The organism is Synechococcus sp. WH 8109 (assembly GCF_000161795.2).
Lineage (GTDB): Bacteria > Cyanobacteriota > Cyanobacteriia > PCC-6307 > Cyanobiaceae > Parasynechococcus.
On sequence record NZ_CP006882.1, the window covers coordinates 1,390,575 to 1,409,827 of the forward strand.

At 61.1% G+C, this 19,253-nt stretch carries 23 protein-coding genes, 1 tRNA gene and 1 pseudogene; 10 read left to right on the forward strand and 15 right to left on the reverse strand.

Features of this window, described 5'->3' with window-relative positions; genetic code table 11:
- The first annotated feature begins 113 nt into the window (after positions 1-113).
- Positions 114-1,133: an adenosylcobinamide-phosphate synthase CbiB gene (gene cbiB / locus Syncc8109_RS07600; RefSeq protein WP_045172765.1), complete on the forward strand. Its 1,020-nt coding sequence runs from the start codon at positions 114-116 to the stop codon at positions 1,131-1,133.
- Between the two features lie 7 nt (positions 1,134-1,140).
- On the opposite strand, the gene Syncc8109_RS07605 is transcribed toward cbiB, so the two are convergent.
- The gene (locus Syncc8109_RS07605; protein ID WP_025362414.1) at positions 1,141-1,899 is read right to left on the reverse strand and encodes a sugar transferase; all 759 of its coding nucleotides are present in this window, start codon (positions 1,897-1,899) and stop codon (positions 1,141-1,143) included.
- A gap of 31 nt (positions 1,900-1,930) precedes the next feature.
- A complete protein-coding gene (locus Syncc8109_RS07610) occupies positions 1,931-3,160 on the reverse strand; it encodes a glycosyltransferase (protein WP_006850297.1) in 1,230 nt (409 codons plus the stop codon).
- 65 nt (positions 3,161-3,225) lie between these two features.
- Between Syncc8109_RS07610 and Syncc8109_RS07615 the strand changes: the two genes are divergently transcribed.
- The gene (locus tag Syncc8109_RS07615; protein WP_045172942.1) at positions 3,226-3,495 is read left to right on the forward strand and encodes a hypothetical protein; all 270 of its coding nucleotides are present in this window, start codon (positions 3,226-3,228) and stop codon (positions 3,493-3,495) included.
- Positions 3,496-3,626: 131 nt separating this feature from the next.
- Here Syncc8109_RS07615 and Syncc8109_RS07620 read toward each other — a convergent pair.
- The 7 genes from Syncc8109_RS07620 to hisF form a co-directional block, all read right to left on the reverse strand.
- Positions 3,627-3,713 (reverse strand) — tRNA-Ser (locus tag Syncc8109_RS07620).
- Positions 3,714-3,923: 210 nt separating this feature from the next.
- Positions 3,924-4,241: a ComEC/Rec2 family competence protein gene (locus Syncc8109_RS11355; protein WP_025362416.1), complete on the reverse strand. Its 318-nt coding sequence runs from the start codon at positions 4,239-4,241 to the stop codon at positions 3,924-3,926.
- 36 nt (positions 4,242-4,277) lie between these two features.
- A complete protein-coding gene (locus tag Syncc8109_RS11360) occupies positions 4,278-4,583 on the reverse strand; it encodes a hypothetical protein (RefSeq protein WP_006850503.1) in 306 nt (101 codons plus the stop codon).
- A 135-nt stretch (positions 4,584-4,718) separates the two neighbouring features.
- Positions 4,719-5,609, reverse strand: a complete 891-nt coding sequence (gene glyQ, locus Syncc8109_RS07630; protein WP_006850102.1) for a glycine--tRNA ligase subunit alpha — start codon at positions 5,607-5,609, stop codon at positions 4,719-4,721.
- A gap of 42 nt (positions 5,610-5,651) precedes the next feature.
- Positions 5,652-6,002, reverse strand: a complete 351-nt coding sequence (locus Syncc8109_RS07635; RefSeq protein ID WP_006851941.1) for a hypothetical protein — start codon at positions 6,000-6,002, stop codon at positions 5,652-5,654.
- A gap of 79 nt (positions 6,003-6,081) precedes the next feature.
- Positions 6,082-6,783, reverse strand: coding sequence for a bifunctional demethylmenaquinone methyltransferase/2-methoxy-6-polyprenyl-1,4-benzoquinol methylase UbiE (gene ubiE, locus Syncc8109_RS07640; protein ID WP_006850571.1), 702 nt, complete (start codon positions 6,781-6,783; stop codon positions 6,082-6,084).
- Positions 6,780-7,550 (reverse strand): imidazole glycerol phosphate synthase subunit HisF, encoded by a 771-nt coding sequence (hisF, locus tag Syncc8109_RS07645; protein ID WP_006851401.1) that lies wholly within the window; start codon positions 7,548-7,550, stop codon positions 6,780-6,782. The genes ubiE and hisF overlap by 4 nt, the downstream gene beginning before the upstream one ends.
- A gap of 55 nt (positions 7,551-7,605) precedes the next feature.
- On the opposite strand from hisF, the gene Syncc8109_RS07650 reads away from it, so the two are divergent.
- The 3 genes from Syncc8109_RS07650 to Syncc8109_RS07660 are packed head-to-tail and all read left to right on the forward strand — an operon-like array spanning position 7,606 to position 10,813.
- Positions 7,606-7,821, forward strand: a complete 216-nt coding sequence (locus tag Syncc8109_RS07650; RefSeq protein ID WP_006849696.1) for a DUF2862 domain-containing protein — start codon at positions 7,606-7,608, stop codon at positions 7,819-7,821.
- Positions 7,822-7,832: 11 nt separating this feature from the next.
- Positions 7,833-8,786 carry a chlorophyll synthase ChlG gene (gene chlG / locus Syncc8109_RS07655; RefSeq protein ID WP_006850250.1) on the forward strand — a complete coding sequence of 318 codons (954 nt, stop codon included), beginning with the start codon at positions 7,833-7,835 and terminating at the stop codon, positions 8,784-8,786.
- Complete coding sequence (locus Syncc8109_RS07660; protein WP_006851268.1) at positions 8,783-10,813, forward strand: transglycosylase domain-containing protein; 2,031 nt, start codon at positions 8,783-8,785, stop codon at positions 10,811-10,813. Before chlG ends, Syncc8109_RS07660 begins: the two co-directional genes overlap by 4 nt.
- Positions 10,814-10,822: 9 nt before the next feature.
- On the opposite strand, the gene Syncc8109_RS07665 is transcribed toward Syncc8109_RS07660, so the two are convergent.
- The gene (locus tag Syncc8109_RS07665; RefSeq protein ID WP_006849748.1) at positions 10,823-12,160 is read right to left on the reverse strand and encodes a 16S rRNA (cytosine(967)-C(5))-methyltransferase; all 1,338 of its coding nucleotides are present in this window, start codon (positions 12,158-12,160) and stop codon (positions 10,823-10,825) included.
- A gap of 3 nt (positions 12,161-12,163) precedes the next feature.
- Positions 12,164-12,487: an MGMT family protein gene (locus Syncc8109_RS07670; RefSeq protein ID WP_045172952.1), complete on the reverse strand. Its 324-nt coding sequence runs from the start codon at positions 12,485-12,487 to the stop codon at positions 12,164-12,166.
- A 140-nt stretch (positions 12,488-12,627) separates the two neighbouring features.
- Between Syncc8109_RS07670 and trmH the strand changes: the two are divergent.
- Both trmH and Syncc8109_RS12650 read left to right on the forward strand, forming a co-directional pair.
- Positions 12,628-13,316: pseudogene (trmH, locus tag Syncc8109_RS07675) on the forward strand (tRNA (guanosine(18)-2'-O)-methyltransferase TrmH).
- A 63-nt stretch (positions 13,317-13,379) separates the two neighbouring features.
- Entirely contained in the window at positions 13,380-13,553 is a 174-nt protein-coding gene (locus tag Syncc8109_RS12650) for a hypothetical protein (RefSeq protein WP_006851163.1), read from the forward strand.
- Positions 13,554-13,555: 2 nt separating this feature from the next.
- Here the strand turns inward: Syncc8109_RS12650 and Syncc8109_RS07680 are convergent, their stop codons facing one another.
- The 3 genes from Syncc8109_RS07680 to lepA all read right to left on the reverse strand — a co-directional run bounded on the left by Syncc8109_RS07680 (position 13,556) and on the right by lepA (position 16,631).
- Positions 13,556-13,771 (reverse strand): hypothetical protein, encoded by a 216-nt coding sequence (locus Syncc8109_RS07680; protein ID WP_006851700.1) that lies wholly within the window; start codon positions 13,769-13,771, stop codon positions 13,556-13,558.
- Positions 13,772-13,790: 19 nt separating this feature from the next.
- On the reverse strand, positions 13,791-14,663 hold the full coding sequence (locus tag Syncc8109_RS07685) for an ABC transporter permease (protein WP_006851561.1): 873 nt from the start codon (positions 14,661-14,663) through the stop codon (positions 13,791-13,793).
- 147 nt (positions 14,664-14,810) lie between these two features.
- Complete coding sequence (gene lepA / locus Syncc8109_RS07690; RefSeq protein ID WP_006851640.1) at positions 14,811-16,631, reverse strand: translation elongation factor 4; 1,821 nt, start codon at positions 16,629-16,631, stop codon at positions 14,811-14,813.
- A gap of 71 nt (positions 16,632-16,702) precedes the next feature.
- On the opposite strand from lepA, the gene Syncc8109_RS07695 reads away from it, so the two are divergent.
- A complete protein-coding gene (locus Syncc8109_RS07695; RefSeq protein WP_006850814.1) occupies positions 16,703-17,023 on the forward strand; it encodes a multidrug efflux SMR transporter in 321 nt (106 codons plus the stop codon).
- A 3-nt stretch (positions 17,024-17,026) separates the two neighbouring features.
- On the opposite strand, the gene Syncc8109_RS07700 is transcribed toward Syncc8109_RS07695, so the two are convergent.
- Positions 17,027-18,535: a malate:quinone oxidoreductase gene (locus Syncc8109_RS07700; protein ID WP_006850067.1), complete on the reverse strand. Its 1,509-nt coding sequence runs from the start codon at positions 18,533-18,535 to the stop codon at positions 17,027-17,029.
- An 80-nt stretch (positions 18,536-18,615) separates the two neighbouring features.
- Here Syncc8109_RS07700 and Syncc8109_RS07705 point away from each other — a divergent pair, with 80 nt between their 5' ends.
- Positions 18,616-18,861 (forward strand): NifU family protein, encoded by a 246-nt coding sequence (locus Syncc8109_RS07705; protein WP_011128549.1) that lies wholly within the window; start codon positions 18,616-18,618, stop codon positions 18,859-18,861.
- A 50-nt stretch (positions 18,862-18,911) separates the two neighbouring features.
- Positions 18,912-19,160, forward strand: a complete 249-nt coding sequence (locus tag Syncc8109_RS07710) for a gamma-glutamylcyclotransferase family protein (protein WP_006851194.1) — start codon at positions 18,912-18,914, stop codon at positions 19,158-19,160.
- The last annotated feature ends 93 nt before the right edge of the window (positions 19,161-19,253 follow it).

Sequence of the window (19,253 nt, forward strand, 5' to 3'; positions counted from 1 at the left end):
GCAAGCGCTGAACAGCCGGTGATATCAGACACCATCACTCACCTCACCCCCCGCTCTGTTGCCCTAACGGTGCAGAGCGGGGATTTTTGTTGGTTTCTGGCCACGCCCCTCCCATGAACTCAGAAGCGGTGGGAGGCCTGCTGGTGATTGGGGCAGCACTGCTTGATCAGCTGATCGGTGACCCGCGCCGGTTGCTCCACCCCGTGGTGGTGATGGGGTGGAGCATTCAGCAGTTGCGCCATTGGGTCGAGCCATGGGCGGGGGACCATCCGATCAAGCTGCGGATCGGGGGAGGCTTGATCAGCCTGATCCTTGTGCTTGGCAGCGTCCTGACGGGCTGGTGTATGGAGCAGCTGCTGTGGCTTCCCTCCCCATGGGGATGGCTCAGCATTCCGATACTGACCCTGAGCCTCGCCAGCGCCCTAGCCGCTCGCAGCCTCAGGGACAGCGTGCTCGCCGTGGTGGATGCGCTGCCATCAGCAGCGGAGGAGGATCTCGAACCAGCCCGCCGGAACTTGAGCTGGATCGTTGGACGAGACGTTCAAAGTCTGGATCGCACGGGACTGCTCAGGGCCGCAGCTGAAACAGCCTCAGAGAATGCTGTGGATGGCGTGTTCGCACCGCTGTTCTGGATGGGGATCGGTGCACTGCTATGGATGGTCGTGCCTTCTGGCCCTGGTCCGCTGGCGCTGGCCTGGGGCTTCAAGGCCAGCAGCACGCTGGATTCCATGCTCGGGTACCGCAGCGGCCGGCTGCGCTGGCTGGGGACAGCCGGCGCTCGCCTCGATGATCTACTCACCTGGCTGCCCTGTCGGATGGTCATGCTGACGCTGCCCCTGGTCTGCCCACCCTGGACGCAATGGATGCAACGGGTGCAGGCGGCAGAGCGGGATGGCTCTGCGGATCCATCCCCCAATGCAGGTCGTTCAGAAGCGATCTACGCCCACTGCATCGGGGTCCAACTTGGTGGCGAGAACAAGTATGGAGAGCGCTTGGTGCGGAAACCTGTGCTGGGAGCTGGCCAACCAACGCCAAACGAGCCTTTGGTTAGAGCTGTTCTGAAGGCATCAAGCAGGCTGGAGATCGTCTGGCTCAGTGGTCTTGGGATCATCCAATGGGCAATGAACCGCTGAGCACCAGTCAGTAAGCACCTCGATCCATCGGTAGGAGCAACACACCAAATGTGCGGAGGATAATGGCAAAGTCCAGGCCGAACGAACGACCACGGGCATAGACCAGATCAAGCTTGACCCGTTTCTTGTAACTCAAATTGTTTCTGCCACTCACTTGCCAAAGGCCCGTCAACCCAGGGCGGACTGAGGCAACTTCATCCATATAAGGGCCATAACGAACGAGTTCTTTCTCGACGATTGGGCGTGGACCGACCACGCTCATCTCCCCACGAAGAACATTCAAGAACTGTGGAAGCTCATCAAGACTCGAGCGGCGCAGGAAACGGCCCAGGGGAGTGATTCGGGGATCACGTTTCAACTTGAAGTCGCGCTCGAACTCAGCACGCAGGGAAGAATCTGCCTCCAGAACACGCGCAAGAACGGCATCCGCATCGGCCCGCATGGTGCGGAACTTGATGCAGCCAAAACGTTGGTAGCTACGGCCCACCCGACGCTGAACGTAAAACACAGGCCCCGGTGAACTGAGCTTCACCAATCCCGCAAGAAGCAGCAACACCGGTGAACCGATGGTGAGTACGGCGAGTGAAAAAACAATGTCTCCTGTGCGCTTGAAGACTCGGCCCCAACGGTTCTGGTGGCGGATCAGCGTGCCGGTGGACAGAACCGATGGCGGGGCTGAGATCAGCGCAAGGTGGGGCTTGCACTTGCCACGGCGAGCTGCACGCCCTGCGGACTGAATCAAAGATGGCCGGGAGGCCGAGGTCAAAGGCTCAACCTGGGACTCACCACACTCAACGTCACAGGCGCAGCCCTGGCATCTCCGCAGGGTCACTCGCTGCAACGGCACAGCCCCGCTGATGGGCACTCCAAGCTGTTCGGAGAACCGATTCAAAGCGCGCCGCAAAGGCTTCCGGTCTGAAGCGTTCGGCCCACGCACGAATGGCTTCTGCATCCAGAGAACGCCAAATCCGTTCTTGTTCAAACCACTCCACTGCCTGCACCAACGACTCGACGCTTTGTTCCGGGAACAGCACCCCAGTGGGCTCAGGAATCCCGGCAGCCGCACAACGCACCGTGTCCAACAAACCACCCCGCCCCAACCCAATCACCGGCGCTCCGGAAGCCATTGCTTCCACCGGAGCAATGCCGAAGTCCTCCAGGCCGGCGTACACAAATGCCCGACAAAGGGCCATGAGCTCTTCCACCTGCTGCTGGGACTGACGGCCGAGCAAGGTGACCGTGGGACCAGCTAGAGCCTCCAATCGCTCCTTCTCCGGACCATCCCCCACCACAAGCAGGGGTAGACCCAAGCGGTTGAAGGCTTCCACTACAAGATCCACCCGCTTGTAGGGGACCAAACGACACAGACAGAGGTAGACGTCGTCTCGATCGGCATTCCAGCGAAAGCGCTCCACCTCGACGGGGGGATGGATCACGCTGGCCTCCCGCCCCCAGTACTTGCGGATTCGACGCGCCGTGAAACGGGAGTTGGCAATGAGGTGATCCACCCGCTGCGCACTGAGTTGGTCCCATTGCCGCAGAGCATGCAACTGCCAGCGAATCAAAGGGCCCAGACCACGCCGAGCCAGCGCCGAACGTTGCAGATAAGCGTGCATCTGGTCCCAGGCGTAACGCACGGGTGTATGCACATAACTGATGTGCAGCTGGTCCGGAGCCGTCAGCACACCCTTGGCTACCAGGTGACTGCTGCTGATCACCAGCTCAGCAGCGCCAAGATCGATCTGTTCGATAGCAAAGGGCAGCAGCGGCAGGTACTGCTGCACATGGCTGCGCCCCCACGGCAGGCACTGAATCGGGCTGGTGAGGACGGATCGTCCATGCAACCAACTGCCCGGCCGTCGAGATTCGGCGTCAATCAGGGCCGCCATCTGCGGCTCGCAGCCGAGGCTGCGCAGTAAAGAATCAACCTCTTGAACAACCTGTTCTGCACCACCGACAGAACGAGGCGAGAACCACTCATGAACCAGAGCGATGCGCTGCGGGAGGTGATCCGAAGCCGAGGACATCCCTCTGGAATAAAGCGAACGCTACGAAGTCTCTCAGCTCATTGCAGGAGCAGGCCAAGATCACGATGCTGGTGCACATGTCCAGCACGAACCTCACCATCAACATCCTCCTGGAGGAGGCATTGAATGAACCGGACATCGGCACAACGAGCCGATTTCGTTGGCATGCCACAGCGGTGGGTATAGCGGCACTTTGGATTGACAGCGCTCCGCCATCAACACCGCCCTTTGAGGACGCACTCAAAGAAGGGCTGAATGTGGGGCTCGACCTCAGCCGAGAGGAACGAGAATTTCATCAAGTTGAACAGGGGCTGGTTCTGCTGTTTCATTCATAAAAACAGCACCGATACACCCCCTAAAAACCCAAATAATTACGTTCGAAGCTTTAGCAATTTGCAATAAGCCAAAATGTCTTTGATTAATTAACTCTTAATCAAGCAATATCTCTATTCGACGATCAACAAAACGGAGAGGGTGGGATTCGAACCCACGAGGGTGTTACCCCTACACGATTTCGAGTCGTGCGCGATCAACCGGACTCTGCCACCTCTCCACACGCCCTCAGACGTCCCCGCAGTTTAAAGGCCGACGAACCGGGCACCTGCTCCATGCTTCAGAAGCCAAAGGCGCTGGGGTGCGGAAGGCTAAAACCCCAGCCATGTTCCGGTGATCATCTGCCGGGGTTCTGATCGCTGCCGATGCTGCAATGCCCACAAGGCCTGAGGGCTTGGAAACAGCTGCCAGAGCTGATGCCCCATCCGTATCACCAGTACTCCAGAGCGAGGCTGCAGGCGCTGCACCGATAGGCCATCAGCACCGCCCGCACCACCAATGGCTGGGCTCCGGCAAGGCAGAGAAACAGCAGCAGCGCCATGGCCGCCAGGGGAAGCCGCAGGCCAGGCGGCCAGCGGCGGGCCAGCATCAGCACATTGCCGAGCAGAACCGTGAGGTGAAACCCAGATGCCGCAAGGGCATGGGACAAGCCGGCCATACGGAACGCCTCTCGGATGTCTTCCGGGAGCTGCACCTGGGCGCTTCCCGCTACCAGATCGACCAGGAAACCGCCCCGCCGCGGCCCCATGGCCTGTTGCAGCCTTGAGCAACATCGCGCCGCAGATCAGCCAACGGCGTCCATGGACGCTGCAGCACTTCGATGCTCTCGACCCGTAGCTGACTCCAAGGGCCTTGGCGGGACAGACGTTCGCCGATCCCGGAACAGCGGGTGCGCCGCTGGCAGCGGACGCCTCAGCACTCCCATGGCCTGGACACGCCAGCCCTGCAGCAGGGGCGCAGTGCAGTCAGGCAACTGCAGCTCGGTTCGCCCCTCAACCCCGCGAGCCTCGATCCGATCCACCTCCAACAGACCGGTACAGCCCGAGGGAAAACGGCGCACATCGGCAAGCAAGCGACCGCTGATCGCCACAGCCGCCGGTGGCGTCTGGATCAGGCGAGATGAATGGGCTCGACTCGGCGCCCCCCACAAAACCCCTCGAAGCACAAGGAGCGCCAGGAGACACAGGGCAATGGCATCAGCAGAACGACGTCGACACAGAAACCATCAGACCGCTGTCTCGAGAGTTCCCCCTTTTAAGAGCGGGAAACCAAGGGCCTCCCGTTCCGCCAGCCAGGCCTCGGCCACCTTGCGAGCCAGGTTGCGAATCCGACCGATGGTGGCGGTGCGCTCCGTCACGGAAATCACGCCACGGGCCTCCAGCAGGTTGAAGGTGTGGCTGCACTTCAGAACGAAATCCAAGGCCGGTGCCGGCAGCTGCTGCTCGATCAGATCTGCCGCTTCCGCTTCATAGATGGCGAACAACTGCTTGAGCCGCTCGGGATTGGAGGCCTCAAAGTTGAAGTGGCACTGCCCCTTTTCAAACGGCAGCCAGATCTCGCCGTAACTGCGCTCGCTGTTCCAGCTGAGGTCCCAGATGCTTTCCACGTCTTGGAGATACATCGCCAGCCGCTCGAGGCCGTAGGTGATCTCAATCGAAACGGGCTTGCAATCGATGCCGCCGCATTGCTGGAAATAGGTGAACTGGGTCACCTCCATGCCGTCGAGCCATACCTCCCAACCCACACCCCATGCGCCGAGGGTTGGGGACTCCCAGTTGTCTTCGACGAAACGGATGTCGTGATCAGCGGCCTTGATGCCCAACGCCTCCAGTGACGCCAGGTAGGTCTCCTGGATGCCATCTGGGGATGGCTTGATCAGCACCTGGTACTGGAAATAGTGCTGGGCCCGGTTGGGGTTGTCGCCATAACGGCCGTCGGTGGGGCGACGGCAGGGTTCGGGATAGGCCACGACCCAGGGCTCAGGGCCAATTGCCCGGAGCACCGTGTGGGGGCTCATGGTGCCGGCACCCTTCTCGGTGTCGTAGGGCTGCAGCAACAGACACCCCTGGTCCGCCCAGAACCGGTTGAGCGTGCTGATGATGTCCTGAAAATGCACTGGGCCGGGGCTACCTGGGTTCCGATTCTGCCCAGTGGCCGGTCAGCCCTCCAAAGCCAGGCAACGGTGGAGGTGCGCGATGGCGTGATGGCGATGCGGATTGTTGCCGCTGGGACCAATCATTCCGAGCCAGAAACTGCCATCCCCCTGAAAGACCAGGACGGGCTTTGCACCCCCCTTGCCATGGCAATCCAGCAAGGACATACAGAGCTTTTCAGCGACCTCTGGCCCCTTGGGGCGCTGGCGCAGGCGACGCAACAGTGGATCCACCTGCGAGAAGGAGACGAAACAGGCGCGGTAGGAGTCGGTGATCAGGATCAGACCATCCAGCCACTGCACTTCCTGAAGCAGCTCTTCGATGCGGGGCAGCAGCTTCGGCAGCGGAAACGCCAAACCCGAACCTCCCCTTAACGTTCTTTTCAGCTTTCCTACGTCAGCGACGGGGTGTGTCGCAAGCGACACAGGCGAAGATTCATGCCCTGAGGATCAAAATGCCCATCTGTCCGGCCACGAGCGCGCGGTGGTTCGCTTCGGCAAATCCCGCCTGCCGCGCCAGCCGCTCCTGTTCAAGCCCCGTAGGAAAGCGCTCCAGACTTTTCTCCAGGTAGGCGTACTCCTCACGTAAGCCCACAGAGGCGGCAGCGGGCACCACCAGGCGACGCAGATAGAAGCGCTGAAAGGCAGCCGCCGCACCGCTTTGGGGCAGACGGTTGAAATCAAGCACCCCAGCGCGCCCGCCTGGCTTCAACAGCCGGCGCAGTTCCTTCAGCCCCTGCAGGGGGTCCGCCAGATTGCGCAATCCATAGGCCATCACCGCACCATCAGCGCAAGCTGTGGACAAGCCGGTTTGCAGAGCATCCCCTTGCCGGAAGGCCACCGGCAACCAGGGCTGCTGACGCTGGCGCTGGCGGGCGCGCTCAATGGGAGCAGCAGCGGCATCCAGACCAGTCACCGCACCAGCGGGACGAACACATCGCCCCAGTTCCAAGGCCAGGTCCCCCGTTCCGCAGCACAGATCCAGCCAATGCTCGCCAGCCACCGGCTTGAGGGCGCGCACCAACTGACGTTTCCACTGGCGATGCAACCCGAAACTGAGTACATCGTTGAGGCGGTCGTAGCGGGGAGCGACAGCGTCAAACAGCTGTTCCACCGCCGCGGGATCACCAGGCTTCATGGACGGATCGTCAGGCCACGGGAAAGCAGATTTTGCTTGATCTGTTCCACGGTGAGAACACCGTCGTGCAGCAACGAGGCCAGCAAGGCTGCGGAAGCATGGCCTCCCTCAGGACCCACGTTCAACGCCTCAGCGATGTGATCCAGGCAGCCCGCACCACCGGAGGCGATCACCGGGATGGGGACCGCATCGGCCACGGCCCGGGTCAGGGCGAGGTCGTAACCAGCCTGGGTGCCATCACCATCCATGGAGGTGAGCAGGATCTCTCCAGCCCCGAGACCAGCCACCCGCTGAGCCCACTCCACAACATCGAGGCCGGTGTTCTCGCGGCCTCCCTTCACATACACATCCCAGCCGCCGGCATTGCGCCGCCGGGCATCAATGGCCACGACAATGCACTGGCAGCCGAACTGATCGGCCCCCTCTCGCACCAGCTCAGGACGCCGCACCGCCGAGGAGTTGAGGCTCACCTTGTCGGCACCGGCCCGCAACAACTCGGTGATTCCCTCAACGGTGCTAATGCCACCGCCAACCGTGAAAGGGATCGTGACCGATTCAGCTGTGCGACGCACCATGTCGATCAGGGTGCCGCGCCCCTCATGGCTGGCTGCGATGTCGAGGAACACGAGTTCATCCGCCCCTGCCCGGCTGTAACGGCAAGCCAGCTCAACCGGATCACCGGCATCGCGCAGGCCAACGAAATTGACACCTTTCACCACCCGTCCTCGGGCGACATCCAGGCAGGGAATCAGACGCAGAGCAACCATCGATTCGGCGAAAAGCGACTGTTAGGGTTGCGCCACTCTCCAAGCCTCGCAGGCTATGTCCCAGGCTGACGCCATTTCGATCGGCTCCAAGGTCCGCGTGACCCGCGTGCGTGATCGCATTCCCCAAGCCATGGTTGATCTTCTGAAAAAGGATGCCAACGGCACGGTGAAGGATTTCCGCACCGTCGACGGCAAGGGAATCGGTGTGGTTATTGAGCTCAGCGATGGCTCCACCAGCTGGTTCTTCGAAGACGAAATCGCCGCCGCCTGAGGACTGTCTCTGTGAGCGACGCGCGTCAGCTGCTTGGGATGAAGGGTGCCTCAGGCACCACCAACATCTGGAAGCTGCGGCTGCAGCTGATGAAACCGGTCACCTGGATCCCCTTGATATGGGGGGTGATCTGTGGTGCCGCGGCCAGCGGCAACTATGAGTGGCGTGTGGACCACGTGCTCGCCGCCTTCGCCTGCATGTTGATGAGCGGTCCCCTGCTGGCGGGCTTCACCCAGACCATCAACGACTACTACGACCGCGAGATCGACGCGATCAACGAGCCCTACCGACCGATCCCATCGGGAGCAATTCCCTTGGGCCAGGTGAAGCTGCAGATCTGGGTGCTGCTGCTCGCGGGTTTGGGCGTGTCCTACGGACTCGACCGATGGGCCGGCCACACCACCCCTGTGGTTTTTCTGCTGGCCTTGGGAGGCTCCTTTGTGAGCTACATCTATTCAGCCCCCCCGCTGAAGCTCAAGCAGAACGGCTGGCTGGGGAACTACGCCCTCGGTGCCAGCTACATCGCCCTGCCCTGGTGGGCCGGCCAGGCCTTGTTTGGACAACTGACCTGGGGCACAGCACTGCTCACCCTGGCCTACAGCCTTGCAGGTCTTGGCATCGCTGTCGTCAACGACTTCAAGAGCGTTGAGGGCGACCGTGAACTAGGACTTCAGTCGTTGCCCGTGGTTTTTGGCATCGAACGGGCCAGTTGGATCAGCGCCGCAATGATCGATGTTTTTCAACTGGCGATGGTTGCCGTCTTGATCGGGATCGGCCAGCATTTCGCAGCGGTTCTGCTGGTTCTCTTGATAGTTCCCCAGATCACCTTCCAGGACATCTGGTTACTGAGAGACCCCGTGGCCTTTGACGTGAAATATCAGGCCAGTGCCCAGCCCTTCTTGGTGCTCGGCATGTTGGTGACCGCTCTGGCCGTGGGCCACAGCCCCTTGACCCAGGTGATGTGAACCGTTCCCGCCTGCACTGGGCACTGATCGCTGGCACAGCAGCTGCAGTGGGCGTGGGAGCTGCCCTGAGCATGCGTGCTCTGACTGAATTGGTGGATGCCAGGCTTCCGGATTCCCGGGGGATAGCCAGCTTCAATCGGCCGGGAACGATCACCCTGCTCTCCACCAAGGGCAAGGTGATCCAGAAGCTGGGGCCAGCGACGCGAGAGAAGGTCAAACCCGGTGCGATGCCGCCAACGGTGGCTGAGGCTTTCATCGCCGCCGAAGACCGTCGCTTCTATCAGCACGACGGTGTGGATGGCTGGGGCATCGCCAGGGCCATCGTCACCAATGTCCGCCAAGGAGCGGTTCGGGAAGGGGCAAGCACCATCACCCAGCAGCTGGCTCGAACAGTCTTTTTGAGCCAGGACCGCACGATCACCCGAAAACTCAAGGAGGCGGCTCTGGCCATGAAGCTGGAGCGCCAGCTGAGCAAGCAGCAGATCCTCGAGCAGTACCTCAACTACGTCTACCTGGGCTCCGGCGCCTATGGCGTTGCCGATGCGGCCTGGATCTACTTCTCCAAAACCCCTGAGCAGCTCACGGTTCCTGAAGCAGCCATGATCGCTGGGCTGCCGCCAGCTCCATCGATTTATTCACCCCTGGTGAACCCTGATCTGGCCAAGGAGCGGCGCTCGATCGTTCTGGATCGCATGGCCCAGGCCGGATTCATCTCCACAACCGAAGCAGAGAGCGGTCGCAACAGCCCCCTCGGACTGATGCCTGCAACACCTAAGTACTTCAACAGTTCAGCGCCTTACTTCACTACCTGGATTGCCCAGGAGCTGCCCAAATTCTTGACGCCAGAACAGCTGGAAGTGGGCGGGGTCAAGGTGCGCACCAGCCTGAATCTCGACTGGCAGAAGAAAGCTCAGCAGGTGATTCGAGCCAATGCCCCATTCGACACCGAAGGCGCGATGGTTTCGATCGATCCAGGCAACGGACTGGTGCGAGTGATGGTGGGCGGCAAGGATTTCTCCAAGAGCCAGTTCAACCGCACCATTCTGGCGCTGCGCTCTCCGGGCTCTACTTTCAAGCTGTTTCCCTACGCCGCGGCCATTGATCGGGGCATGAAGCCCGAAACCAAAGTGTTTGATGCCAAGCGGTGCTGGAACGGCTACTGCCCCAAAAACTTTGGCAACAAGTACTTCGGCAACATCTCCTTGGCCGATGCCCTTAAGAACTCACTCAACACGGTGGCGGTTCAACTGCAAGACATCGTTGGATTTGATGCCGTCATTGAGATTGCCAACAACTTCAACATCGGCACCGATCGACCTCTCGGCAAGTACTACCCAATGGCCATCGGGGCCTACGAGCAAACCATCCTCGACATGACCGCCGCCTATGCCGGCATGGCCAACCGCGGGGTGTTCTTCACACCCAGCCCCTTTGAGGAAATCCGTGGACCGAAGAATGAGCTGCTCTGGAGCCGGCGCCTGAGCGACTACCGAGGCAAGCGGGCGATTGATAGCGATGTAGCGGACACCATGAACTGGATGTTGCAGCGGGTGGTGACCGGCGGCACCGGCATCGCCGCCAAACTTGATGATCGACAGGTGGCCGGCAAAACGGGAACGTCAGAGAACACCCGTGATCTCTGGTTCATCGGGTCGATTCCTCAGCTCACAACGGGCGTCTGGTTCGGATACGACGACGATCGCGCCACCAAGAGCACCAGCGGCGAGGCGGCATGGGCTTGGAAACAATTCATGCTCCAGATCAAGGACGAGATCCCCGTCCGTAACTTCCCCGAGAAACCCAAGCTGAACCGAAAAGTGCGTTTGGCTGTCGACCCGAAAACGATTGCAAAACCACCTAAGACCAAGGCCTCCAACGAGCCTGGTGCAGCCCAACCGACTGTTGAGACCGACCTGCCCGCCCTAACGCCCATGGCACCTCCGCCTCGCCGGACGCCCTATCTCTGGAGAAACAGTTCTCCAGATAGGAGCGTTGAACGCCAGGGACGCCGCTGGACCCGGGATTGATCCAAGGCCCTAAGTACGCTGCAGCACAGCCGAGTAGAACCCATCCCCCCCGCTGGCTTGATCCGGCCAGAGCTGGCTCTCCTGCTCCAGGCGAAGAGCTGGCTGGCGCTTCAACAACTCCTGGATCTGTTTCTGATTTTCATCGGGATGAATGGTGCAGGTGGCGTACACCAACACTCCCTGGGGAGCCAACAACGGCAAAAGCCCATCCAGCAGAGCCTGTTGTTGGGGCAAAAGACCACGAACGGATTGAGGCGTCACGCGCCAACGAGCGTCGGGGTGACGGGCAAGGGTTCCCAGCCCCGAGCAGGGGGCATCGATCAAAATCCGCTGGAAGGATTCACGCCATTGGGGCCGCTGCTCCAAAAGATTGGCGGCATCCGCAGCCAGGGCATTGATGGAAGCGAGGCCAAGCCGGGCGGCATTGGCCACAACGCGCTTGAGCCGTCCAGCTGAACGGTCCACAGCCCAGATCTCCGCCTGATCACCCACCAACTCGGCCAAATGGGTGGCTTTTCCTCCCGGAGCCGCGCAGGCATCCAGGATGCGATCTCCCGGCTTGGGATCGAGCAGAGGTGCAATCCATTGCGCCGAACAATCCTGCACACACCAATGGCCCTCGGCATAGCCAGGCCAGTCGCGCAGATCGCCGCTGTGGCCTGAGATGCGCAGGCCATCGGGACAACCAACGATGGGCTCACTGCTGATGCCAGCCGCGGCCAGATCCTGCTGCACCTGCGGAGGGCTCGATCGCAACCGGTTTACCCGTAAATCCAGATCCGGCACGCGGTTGCAGGCGCTTGCCACCGCCGCGGCCCCCTCTGCCCCGCGCCACTCGATCAACAGCTGGGTGAACCAATCCGGCAGGGACTGGGACTGGGCCAGCTGAGCTGCCAGATCGTTGGGCGATTGCAGGGTTTCGCCGGCCTCCCGCGCCCGCAGCGCCGCCCTCAGAACCCCATTCACCACAGGGGCCAGTCGTGCCAATCCCTTGCTGGTTTTAGCCAACTCCACAGCGGTGTTCACCGCTGCTGAATCTGGAATCCGCTCCATCAACAGCAGTTGATAGAGACCTACATGCAGCAGCCAGCGCAGCTTGGGCGGTTGCTTTGCAGCTGGCACCTTGCCCAACCGATCCAACCAGGCATCCAGAGTGCGCCGTTGGCGGATCGCGCCATAGGCAAGCTCGGTCACCAACCCCCGATCCGAAGGTTTGAGGTCCTGCATCCGCAGAACCCGCTCCAGCGCCACATCGGCATAGGCCCCAGCCGCAACCGCCTGCAACACATCCCAGGCGAGACGGCGCGGCAGCAGTCCAATCGGAGCCGAATCAGACAAGAGCAGCACGCATCAATCCCCAGCATGGGCGTCCGGGTGCCAGAGGAACTGACGCAGCGGCAAGCGTCCTTCCGCATCCACCGGAATGCCCTCAGCCAGCAGAAGGTCACGCTGGATCCAGTCACTGCCCTCACGGCTGAGGCTCATCGAAATCCGGCCCTGAGCGTTCACCACGCGGTGCCAGGGAACGGTGGACGGGAGCTTGAGACGTCGTAAGGCCCAACCCACCTGACGTGCACAACCAAAGGCACCGATTAAATCGGCGATCTGGCCGTAGGTCGCCAAGCGGCCGTGGGGGATACGGGCCACCTGGTTCCAGACACGCTGATCAAACATGCCGCCGGAGACGTACGGTTCAACGGAGGGATCCTTGGGCGGGATCTGAATGGCGACGGAAGCGCTGACTTCTTGATTGTCGTCCCAGACCCCAAGCACGGAATGACCCCAACCTGTTGCTCTCACCCGATTGACCGCCCATGCCCCTGCTGCCGCGACGGTTTGAGCGGCTGAAATCCGTGCTGAACCACCGCATGGCGGATCTCACGGTGCTGCTCGAACACGTGGAGAAACCGCACAACCTCTCCGCCATCCTGCGCAGCTGTGATGCCGTCGGGGCGCTGGAAGCCCACGCGGTGAGTTTTAACGGGCGGCCACGCACCTTCAACAGCACCGCCCAGGGCAGCCAGAAATGGGTGCCTCTGCACGACCATCCCGACACCGAAACAGCCATCCGCCATCTCAAAGCGAAAGGGTTCCGGCTCTACGGAACCCATCTCGGAGTGGATGCCAAGGACTACCGGGAGTGCGACTTCACCGGGCCCACCGCCTTCGTGCTCGGGGCTGAGAAATGGGGGCTGACCGATCAGGCCCAGGACCTGATGGATGAAGCGCTGTTCATCCCGATGCGCGGCATGGTGCAGTCCCTGAACGTGTCGGTCGCCACCGCAACCCTGCTATTTGAGGCGCTGCGCCAACGCCAGGTGGCCGGACTGGCTCCAACTCAGGGAGAAGGCCTGAAGCCAGAGCACTACCAGCAGTTGCTTTTTGAGTGGTCCTACTCCGAGGTGGCCACTGGTGCCGGGAGCAGGAACGGCCTTACCCCGGCTTAAATGAGCAGGGTGAGCTGATGGAGGAGTTGCCGCGAACTGTGAAGCTGCGCTGCTGATTCAACAGAAGACTTGCATCTCTGTGAACCCTGGGCCATAACCAAAGCAGCGGATTGTCAGCAATGGACAACAAAAAGCTGCACCAGTATGCGGTCACCTACCACTGCGGCACCGAATGGGGCGAAGAATTACTCCAGTCTGACGATCTCAGCCATGCCGTGGAAGCTGCCCACGCCATCTTCCCCAGCTCCTGCCGGATTTCGATCCGTGAGGTGAAGGCACCGAAAACAGCCTGAGATCAACGCGGTCGCCGCGGCACCCCAGGCAACTGAACCGCGGTGATCAACACCGTCGTTTCCAACAGCAGATTGCGGCTGACCAGCACCACTACCAGCAGCAAGGTGGTGGCCAGGATCCGCTCGAGCAAAGCGATCACGTCATCGGTGCTGTCGCAGCTCTTTTTCCAGAGCAACGCGGCCATGCTTAGCAACAGCAAGGTGATCCACCAGGCCATCACACCCGTGCCGATGTGCTTAGTTTGACGCAGGCCGGGCTTCTGCGCCGCTCACCCAGGCCTCGATGCCTTCACCAAGGAAGGACAGCCCCAGCACCAACACAAACATCGCCAGGCCGGGGAAGAGCGCCGTCCACCACACCCCGGTGGGCACTGCTGCGAGTGCAAGGTTGAGATCGCCACCCCATTCCGGCACTGTCTCCGGCAGGCCCAGGCCGAGAAATCCCAATCCCCCCAGCACTAGCACCGCATCAGCGGCATTGAGGGTGAGCAGCACCGGCACCGAGGTGATCACGTTGCGGAACATATAGCGCCGCAGGATCCAGAGCGGTCCCGCCCCGAGGCTCTGGGCGGCCTCCACAAACAGCTCGCTCTTCACCTGGGCGGTTTGGTTGCGCACCACGCGGAAATACTGCGGCACATACACGACACAAAGCGCGGCAGCGGCATTGGGGATGCCCTTGCCCAGCAGAAAAGCCAACACCACCGAAAGCAACAACACCGGCAGCGTGTAGAGCGTGTCCATCAGCAGCACCATCAGGCGATCGACTGCGCCGCCGAAATACCCACTCACCATTCCCAGAGGCACACCGACCAGCAGGGCCACACCCACCGCCAACAACACCACCTGAAGCGCTACTCCACTGCCGGCCATGGTGCGCACACACACATCCCGGCCGAGCCGGTCGGTGCCGCACCAATGGGTCCAACTTGGACCGGCGTAGATCGGATTCTCCAGGCCGACATTGGCGTCCGGAAGGATGCCAGCACTCACCAACAACGGCGTGATCAAGGCCACCAGCAGGTAGATCCCCACAATCACCAGGCCCCAGCGGGCCATGCGGGTGGAGAGGCTGCGGGTCACGGGCAGGTTGGCCTCAGGCGGATGCATTGTCTCCCTAACCGCGGAAGAATGAAGCCATGGCGTCCCGTTACCGCTGGCGACAACAGCTGCTGGTCAGCCTGTAATGGAGAAGCGGACAATGTCGAAGTGATCATCTTTAGGGATGGCCGCCATGACATCACCAACTGATAGAAATCAGCTCCCCCCTCCATCATTCAGCTTTAGCACCGCCATGAAGGCCTCCTGGGGCACATCCACCTTGCCCATCGCCTTCATCCGCTTCTTGCCCTTGGCCTGCTTCTTCAGCAGTTTTTTCTTCCGTGAAATGTCACCGCCGTAGCACTTGGCGAGCACATCCTTACGGATGGCGCTGATGCTGGTAGAAGCAATGATCCGGCTGCCGATGGATGCCTGAATGGGGATCTTGAACTGCTGGCGGGGAATGAGTTCCTTGAGTTTCTCCACCAAGGCCTTACCCACGTTGTAGGCCTTGTCTTGATGGACGATCGTGGTGAGGGCATCAGCGCGCTCGCCGTTGATCAACACATCCAGGCGCACCAGCTGGTTCTTGCGATAGCCGATCAGGCTGTATTCCATCGAGGCATAGCCCTGAGTGCGCGTCTTCATCTGATCGAAGAAGTCGGTCACCACCTCAGCCAGCGGCAATTCATAGATCAACGTCACCCGATCGGTGGTGATGTACTTCATGTCGATGTAATCCCCACGCCGTTCCTGGCACAGGCCCATCAAGGCGCCGTTGTATTCGTTCGGTGCATAGATCTCCATGCGCACGTAGGGCTCTTCGATCGACTCGCGCTTCTGCGGATCAGGGAGCGTGGCGGGATTGTCCACCATCGCTTCCGAGCCATCGATCATGTTCACCTTGTAGATCACCGATGGCGCGGTGACGATCAGATCCAGGTCGTATTCACGCTCGAGCCGCTCCTGCACGATCTCCATGTGAAGGAGGCCAAGGAAGCCGCAGCGGAAGCCGAAGCCCATGGCGCTGCTGGTTTCCGGCTCATACTTCAGCGCCGCATCAGAGAGCTGCAGCTTGTCGAGGGCATCTCGCAGATCCGGGTACTGGTCGGCTTCGGTGGGGAACAAACCGCAGAACACCATCGGCTTGGCCTCGGTGTAGCCCGGCAACGGCTCATCCGCCGGTGCGTTCACCAGGGTGATCGTGTCGCCCACACGGGCATCCGCCACGGCCTTGATCGACGCCGCTAAGTAGCCCACCTCACCGGCGTGGAGCTCATCCACCTTCTTCTGATCGGGCGCCATGATCCCGATCTCATCGAGCTCATAGGTCTTCTTGCTGGCCATCAACAGCACCTTGTCTTTGCAGTTGATCCGGCCGCTCATCACCCGGAAGTAGACGATCACACCCCGGTAGGGGTCGTAATAGGAGTCGAAAATCAGGGCCTTGGTGGGCTCCTCCACCGCATCCTTCGGTGGGGGCACACGGTCCACCACCGCCTGCAGGATCTCGGGCACACCCATACCGGTCTTGGCCGAGCAGGGAATGGCGTTATCACAATCGAGGCCGATGATCGCCTCCACCTCCTCCTTGATCCGATCCGGATCGGCACCGGGAAGATCGATCTTGTTGAGCACCGGAATGATCTCGAGATCGTTAGCCAGCGCCAGATACACGTTGGCCAGGGTCTGGGCTTCCACGCCCTGGCTGGCATCCACCACCAGCAGCGCCCCCTCACAGGCCTGAAGGCTGCGGCTCACCTCGTAGGAAAAGTCGACGTGGCCTGGGGTATCGATCAGGTTGAGGACGTACTCCTCCCCATCGGCCGCCGTGTAGTTCATCCGGGCAGCCTGGAGCTTGATCGTGATCCCCCGCTCCCGCTCCAGATCCATGTTGTCCAGGAACTGGTCCTGCATGTCCCGGTTGGCCACGGTGCCCGTGTCCTGCAGCAAGCGGTCGGCCAGGGTCGACTTGCCGTGGTCGATGTGGGCAATGATGCAGAAATTGCGGATCCGTGAGACGGGGGCGTCGGTCATGCAGCGGCGGAATCCCGTCTCGGGTCCAGAAAGCGTCGTTGGCACAATCCTAAGGAGCGGCACCAGTGGTCATGAGCAATCCCTGGACCCTGCTACTGCTAGCGATCAGCGCTGAGGTGATAGGCACCTCCTGCCTGCGGCTTTCGGAAGGCATGACCCGACCGCTGCCCACACTGCTGGTGTTCAGCGCCTATGCCCTTGCGATGGCCCTGCTCTCCAAGGTGGTGCTAAGTATTCCCCTTGGGATTACGTATGCCCTTTGGAGCGGCATTGGCACTGTGGTAATCGTGCTGGTTGGCCGGTTTGCCTACAGCCAGACGCTGCAGCCCGCCCAATTGATTGGCATCGCTCTAATCACTACCGGGGTGGTGTTGGTGAATCTGGGGGAATGAGGCTCAGGCGGTGAGACCCAGCAGGGCATCGCTGCGTTCCCGCATCCGGTTCAACACCTGGGGATCCTGCTGGGGATCTTCATGGATGCTGGGCAAGAGCGCTTGCAGGCGTTGCTGCCAGGCGTAGCTGTCGAACCGTTCCTTGAAACAGCGCTGCAGCACTTCCAACATGATCGTCACCGCCGTACTCGCTCCTGGGGAGGCTCCCAGCAACGCCGCCAGGGAGCCATCGCCGGAGGCCACCACCTCAGTTCCCAGCTGCAGCCGTCCGCCCTGCTTGCTGCGTTTGATGATCTGCACCCGCTGGCCCGCCACCGAGAGGGTCCAGTCTTCGGTGCGGGCTGTGGGCATGAACTGCTGCAGCGCCTCATGCCGCTCTGCTGGGCTCTGGCGCAGCTGATTGATCAAATACTGCACCAATTCGAAATTGGTAGCCCCCACCTGCAGCATGGGCAGCAAATTGGTGGCCCTCACGGAAGCGGGGAGGTCCAACAGGGAACCCTGCTTGAGGAACTTGCTACTGAAGCCGGCAAAGGGGCCGAACAGCAGCGACCGCTTGCCATCGATCCAGCGAGTGTCGAGGTGGGGCACCGACATCGGTGGAGCTCCCACCGCCGCCTTGCCGTAAACCTTGGCCCGCTGACGATCCGCCAGCTGGGCATCACCGCAAACCAACCAGAGGCCACTCACAGGGAAGCCCGCAAAATCAGCCGCCTCCGGAATCCCGGAGCGTTGCAGGAGCGGCAGGGCACCACCCCCGGCACCAAGGAAGACAAAGGGGGCACGCACTTCCTTTTTGCCGGAGGGCCCTTGAAGCACCACGCGCCAGTCGGCCTCGGTCATGTCGCTGCGACGCAGGCGTTTGAGGTCTTGAACCTGGGTGCCGTACTCAACGCTGAGCGCTCCTCTCTGCTGCAACGGCATCAAATAGGCCCGGGTGAGGGTGCCGAAATCCACGTCCGTACCCCGGTCAATTCGGGTGGCCGCCAATCGCTGCTTGAGATCGCGTCCCGCCATTACCAGGGGCATCCACTCGGTGAGCTCGCTCTGGTCTTCGCTCCAGCGCATCCGAGCAAAGGCCGGTAGGTCTTTCAGTTGGCTGAAGCGCTGACGCAAGAAGGCAATGTTCTCCGGCGTCCACACGGCGCTGATGTGAGCCGCCTGGTGAAGGAAGCTGCTGGTGTCGAGGTCGCGCCGCTCCTGCAGCGAACTCCAGAACTCAAGGCTGCGTTCAAACGAGGCATTGATGGCCACCGCTTTGGCCGTCGCGACGGTGCCATCCGCCTGCATCGGGGTGTAGTTCAACTCGCAGTTGGCGGCATGGCCGGTACCGGCATTGTTCACCGCTGCGCTGCTCTCCAGAGCAGGCGCCTCGAGGCGCTCCACCAGAAGAATCCGCAGCTGCTGGTCGAGTTCATGCAGCAGCGCCGCCAGGGTGGCGCTCATGATTCCAGCGCCCACCAGCACGGCGTCGTAGTGGGCCTCTGGGTTGAACGAACCGTCGTGCTGCACCGGAGCTGGAGGGTTAACCGCTCTCGTCACCCTATGGGGCCACTCCTTAACCTTGAAGCCTTGACGTCTGGTTCATCCCGATGAGCACTGAAACCATGGCCCTCACGCTTGAGAACGTGGAGAAGGTGCTGGATGAGCTGCGCCCCTTCCTGATGGCCGACGGCGGCAATGTTGAAGTGGTGGAACTGGACGGCCCGATCGTGAAGGTGCGCCTGCAGGGCGCCTGCGGCAGCTGTCCCAGCAGCACGATGACTTTGAAGATGGGCATCGAACGCAAGATGCGCGAGTCGATCCCTGAAGTGAGTGAAGTGGTGCAGGTGCTCTGAAGCGCCTCTTCGTCTACGGATCAATCAAAAGCAACGGCAGCGCCCATCACTTGCTGAAGGGCGCTAAACGCGACCGAGACGGCATAGTTGACGGCTTCATCGAGATCCAGCACCGGGGCTACCCGATGCTGCTGCGGGGCAAAGGGGCCGTTTCAGGAGAGGTTTATTGGGTGCCCGAGCCTTGTTGGCCAGCCTTGGATGATTGGGAGGAGGTGCCTGATGTGTACCAACGCAGCAGCGCTACCCTCAGGGATGGCCGCAGCGTATGGCTCTACGAAGCAGCTCCAGGGATTAATTAGTCGAAAAGAGTAAAATCAATAAAGTGAGATTTTTCGCACTGCATGTTTACAGAAAACAAAAAAATCATGCCTTAGACCATTGGCATGCCTAAC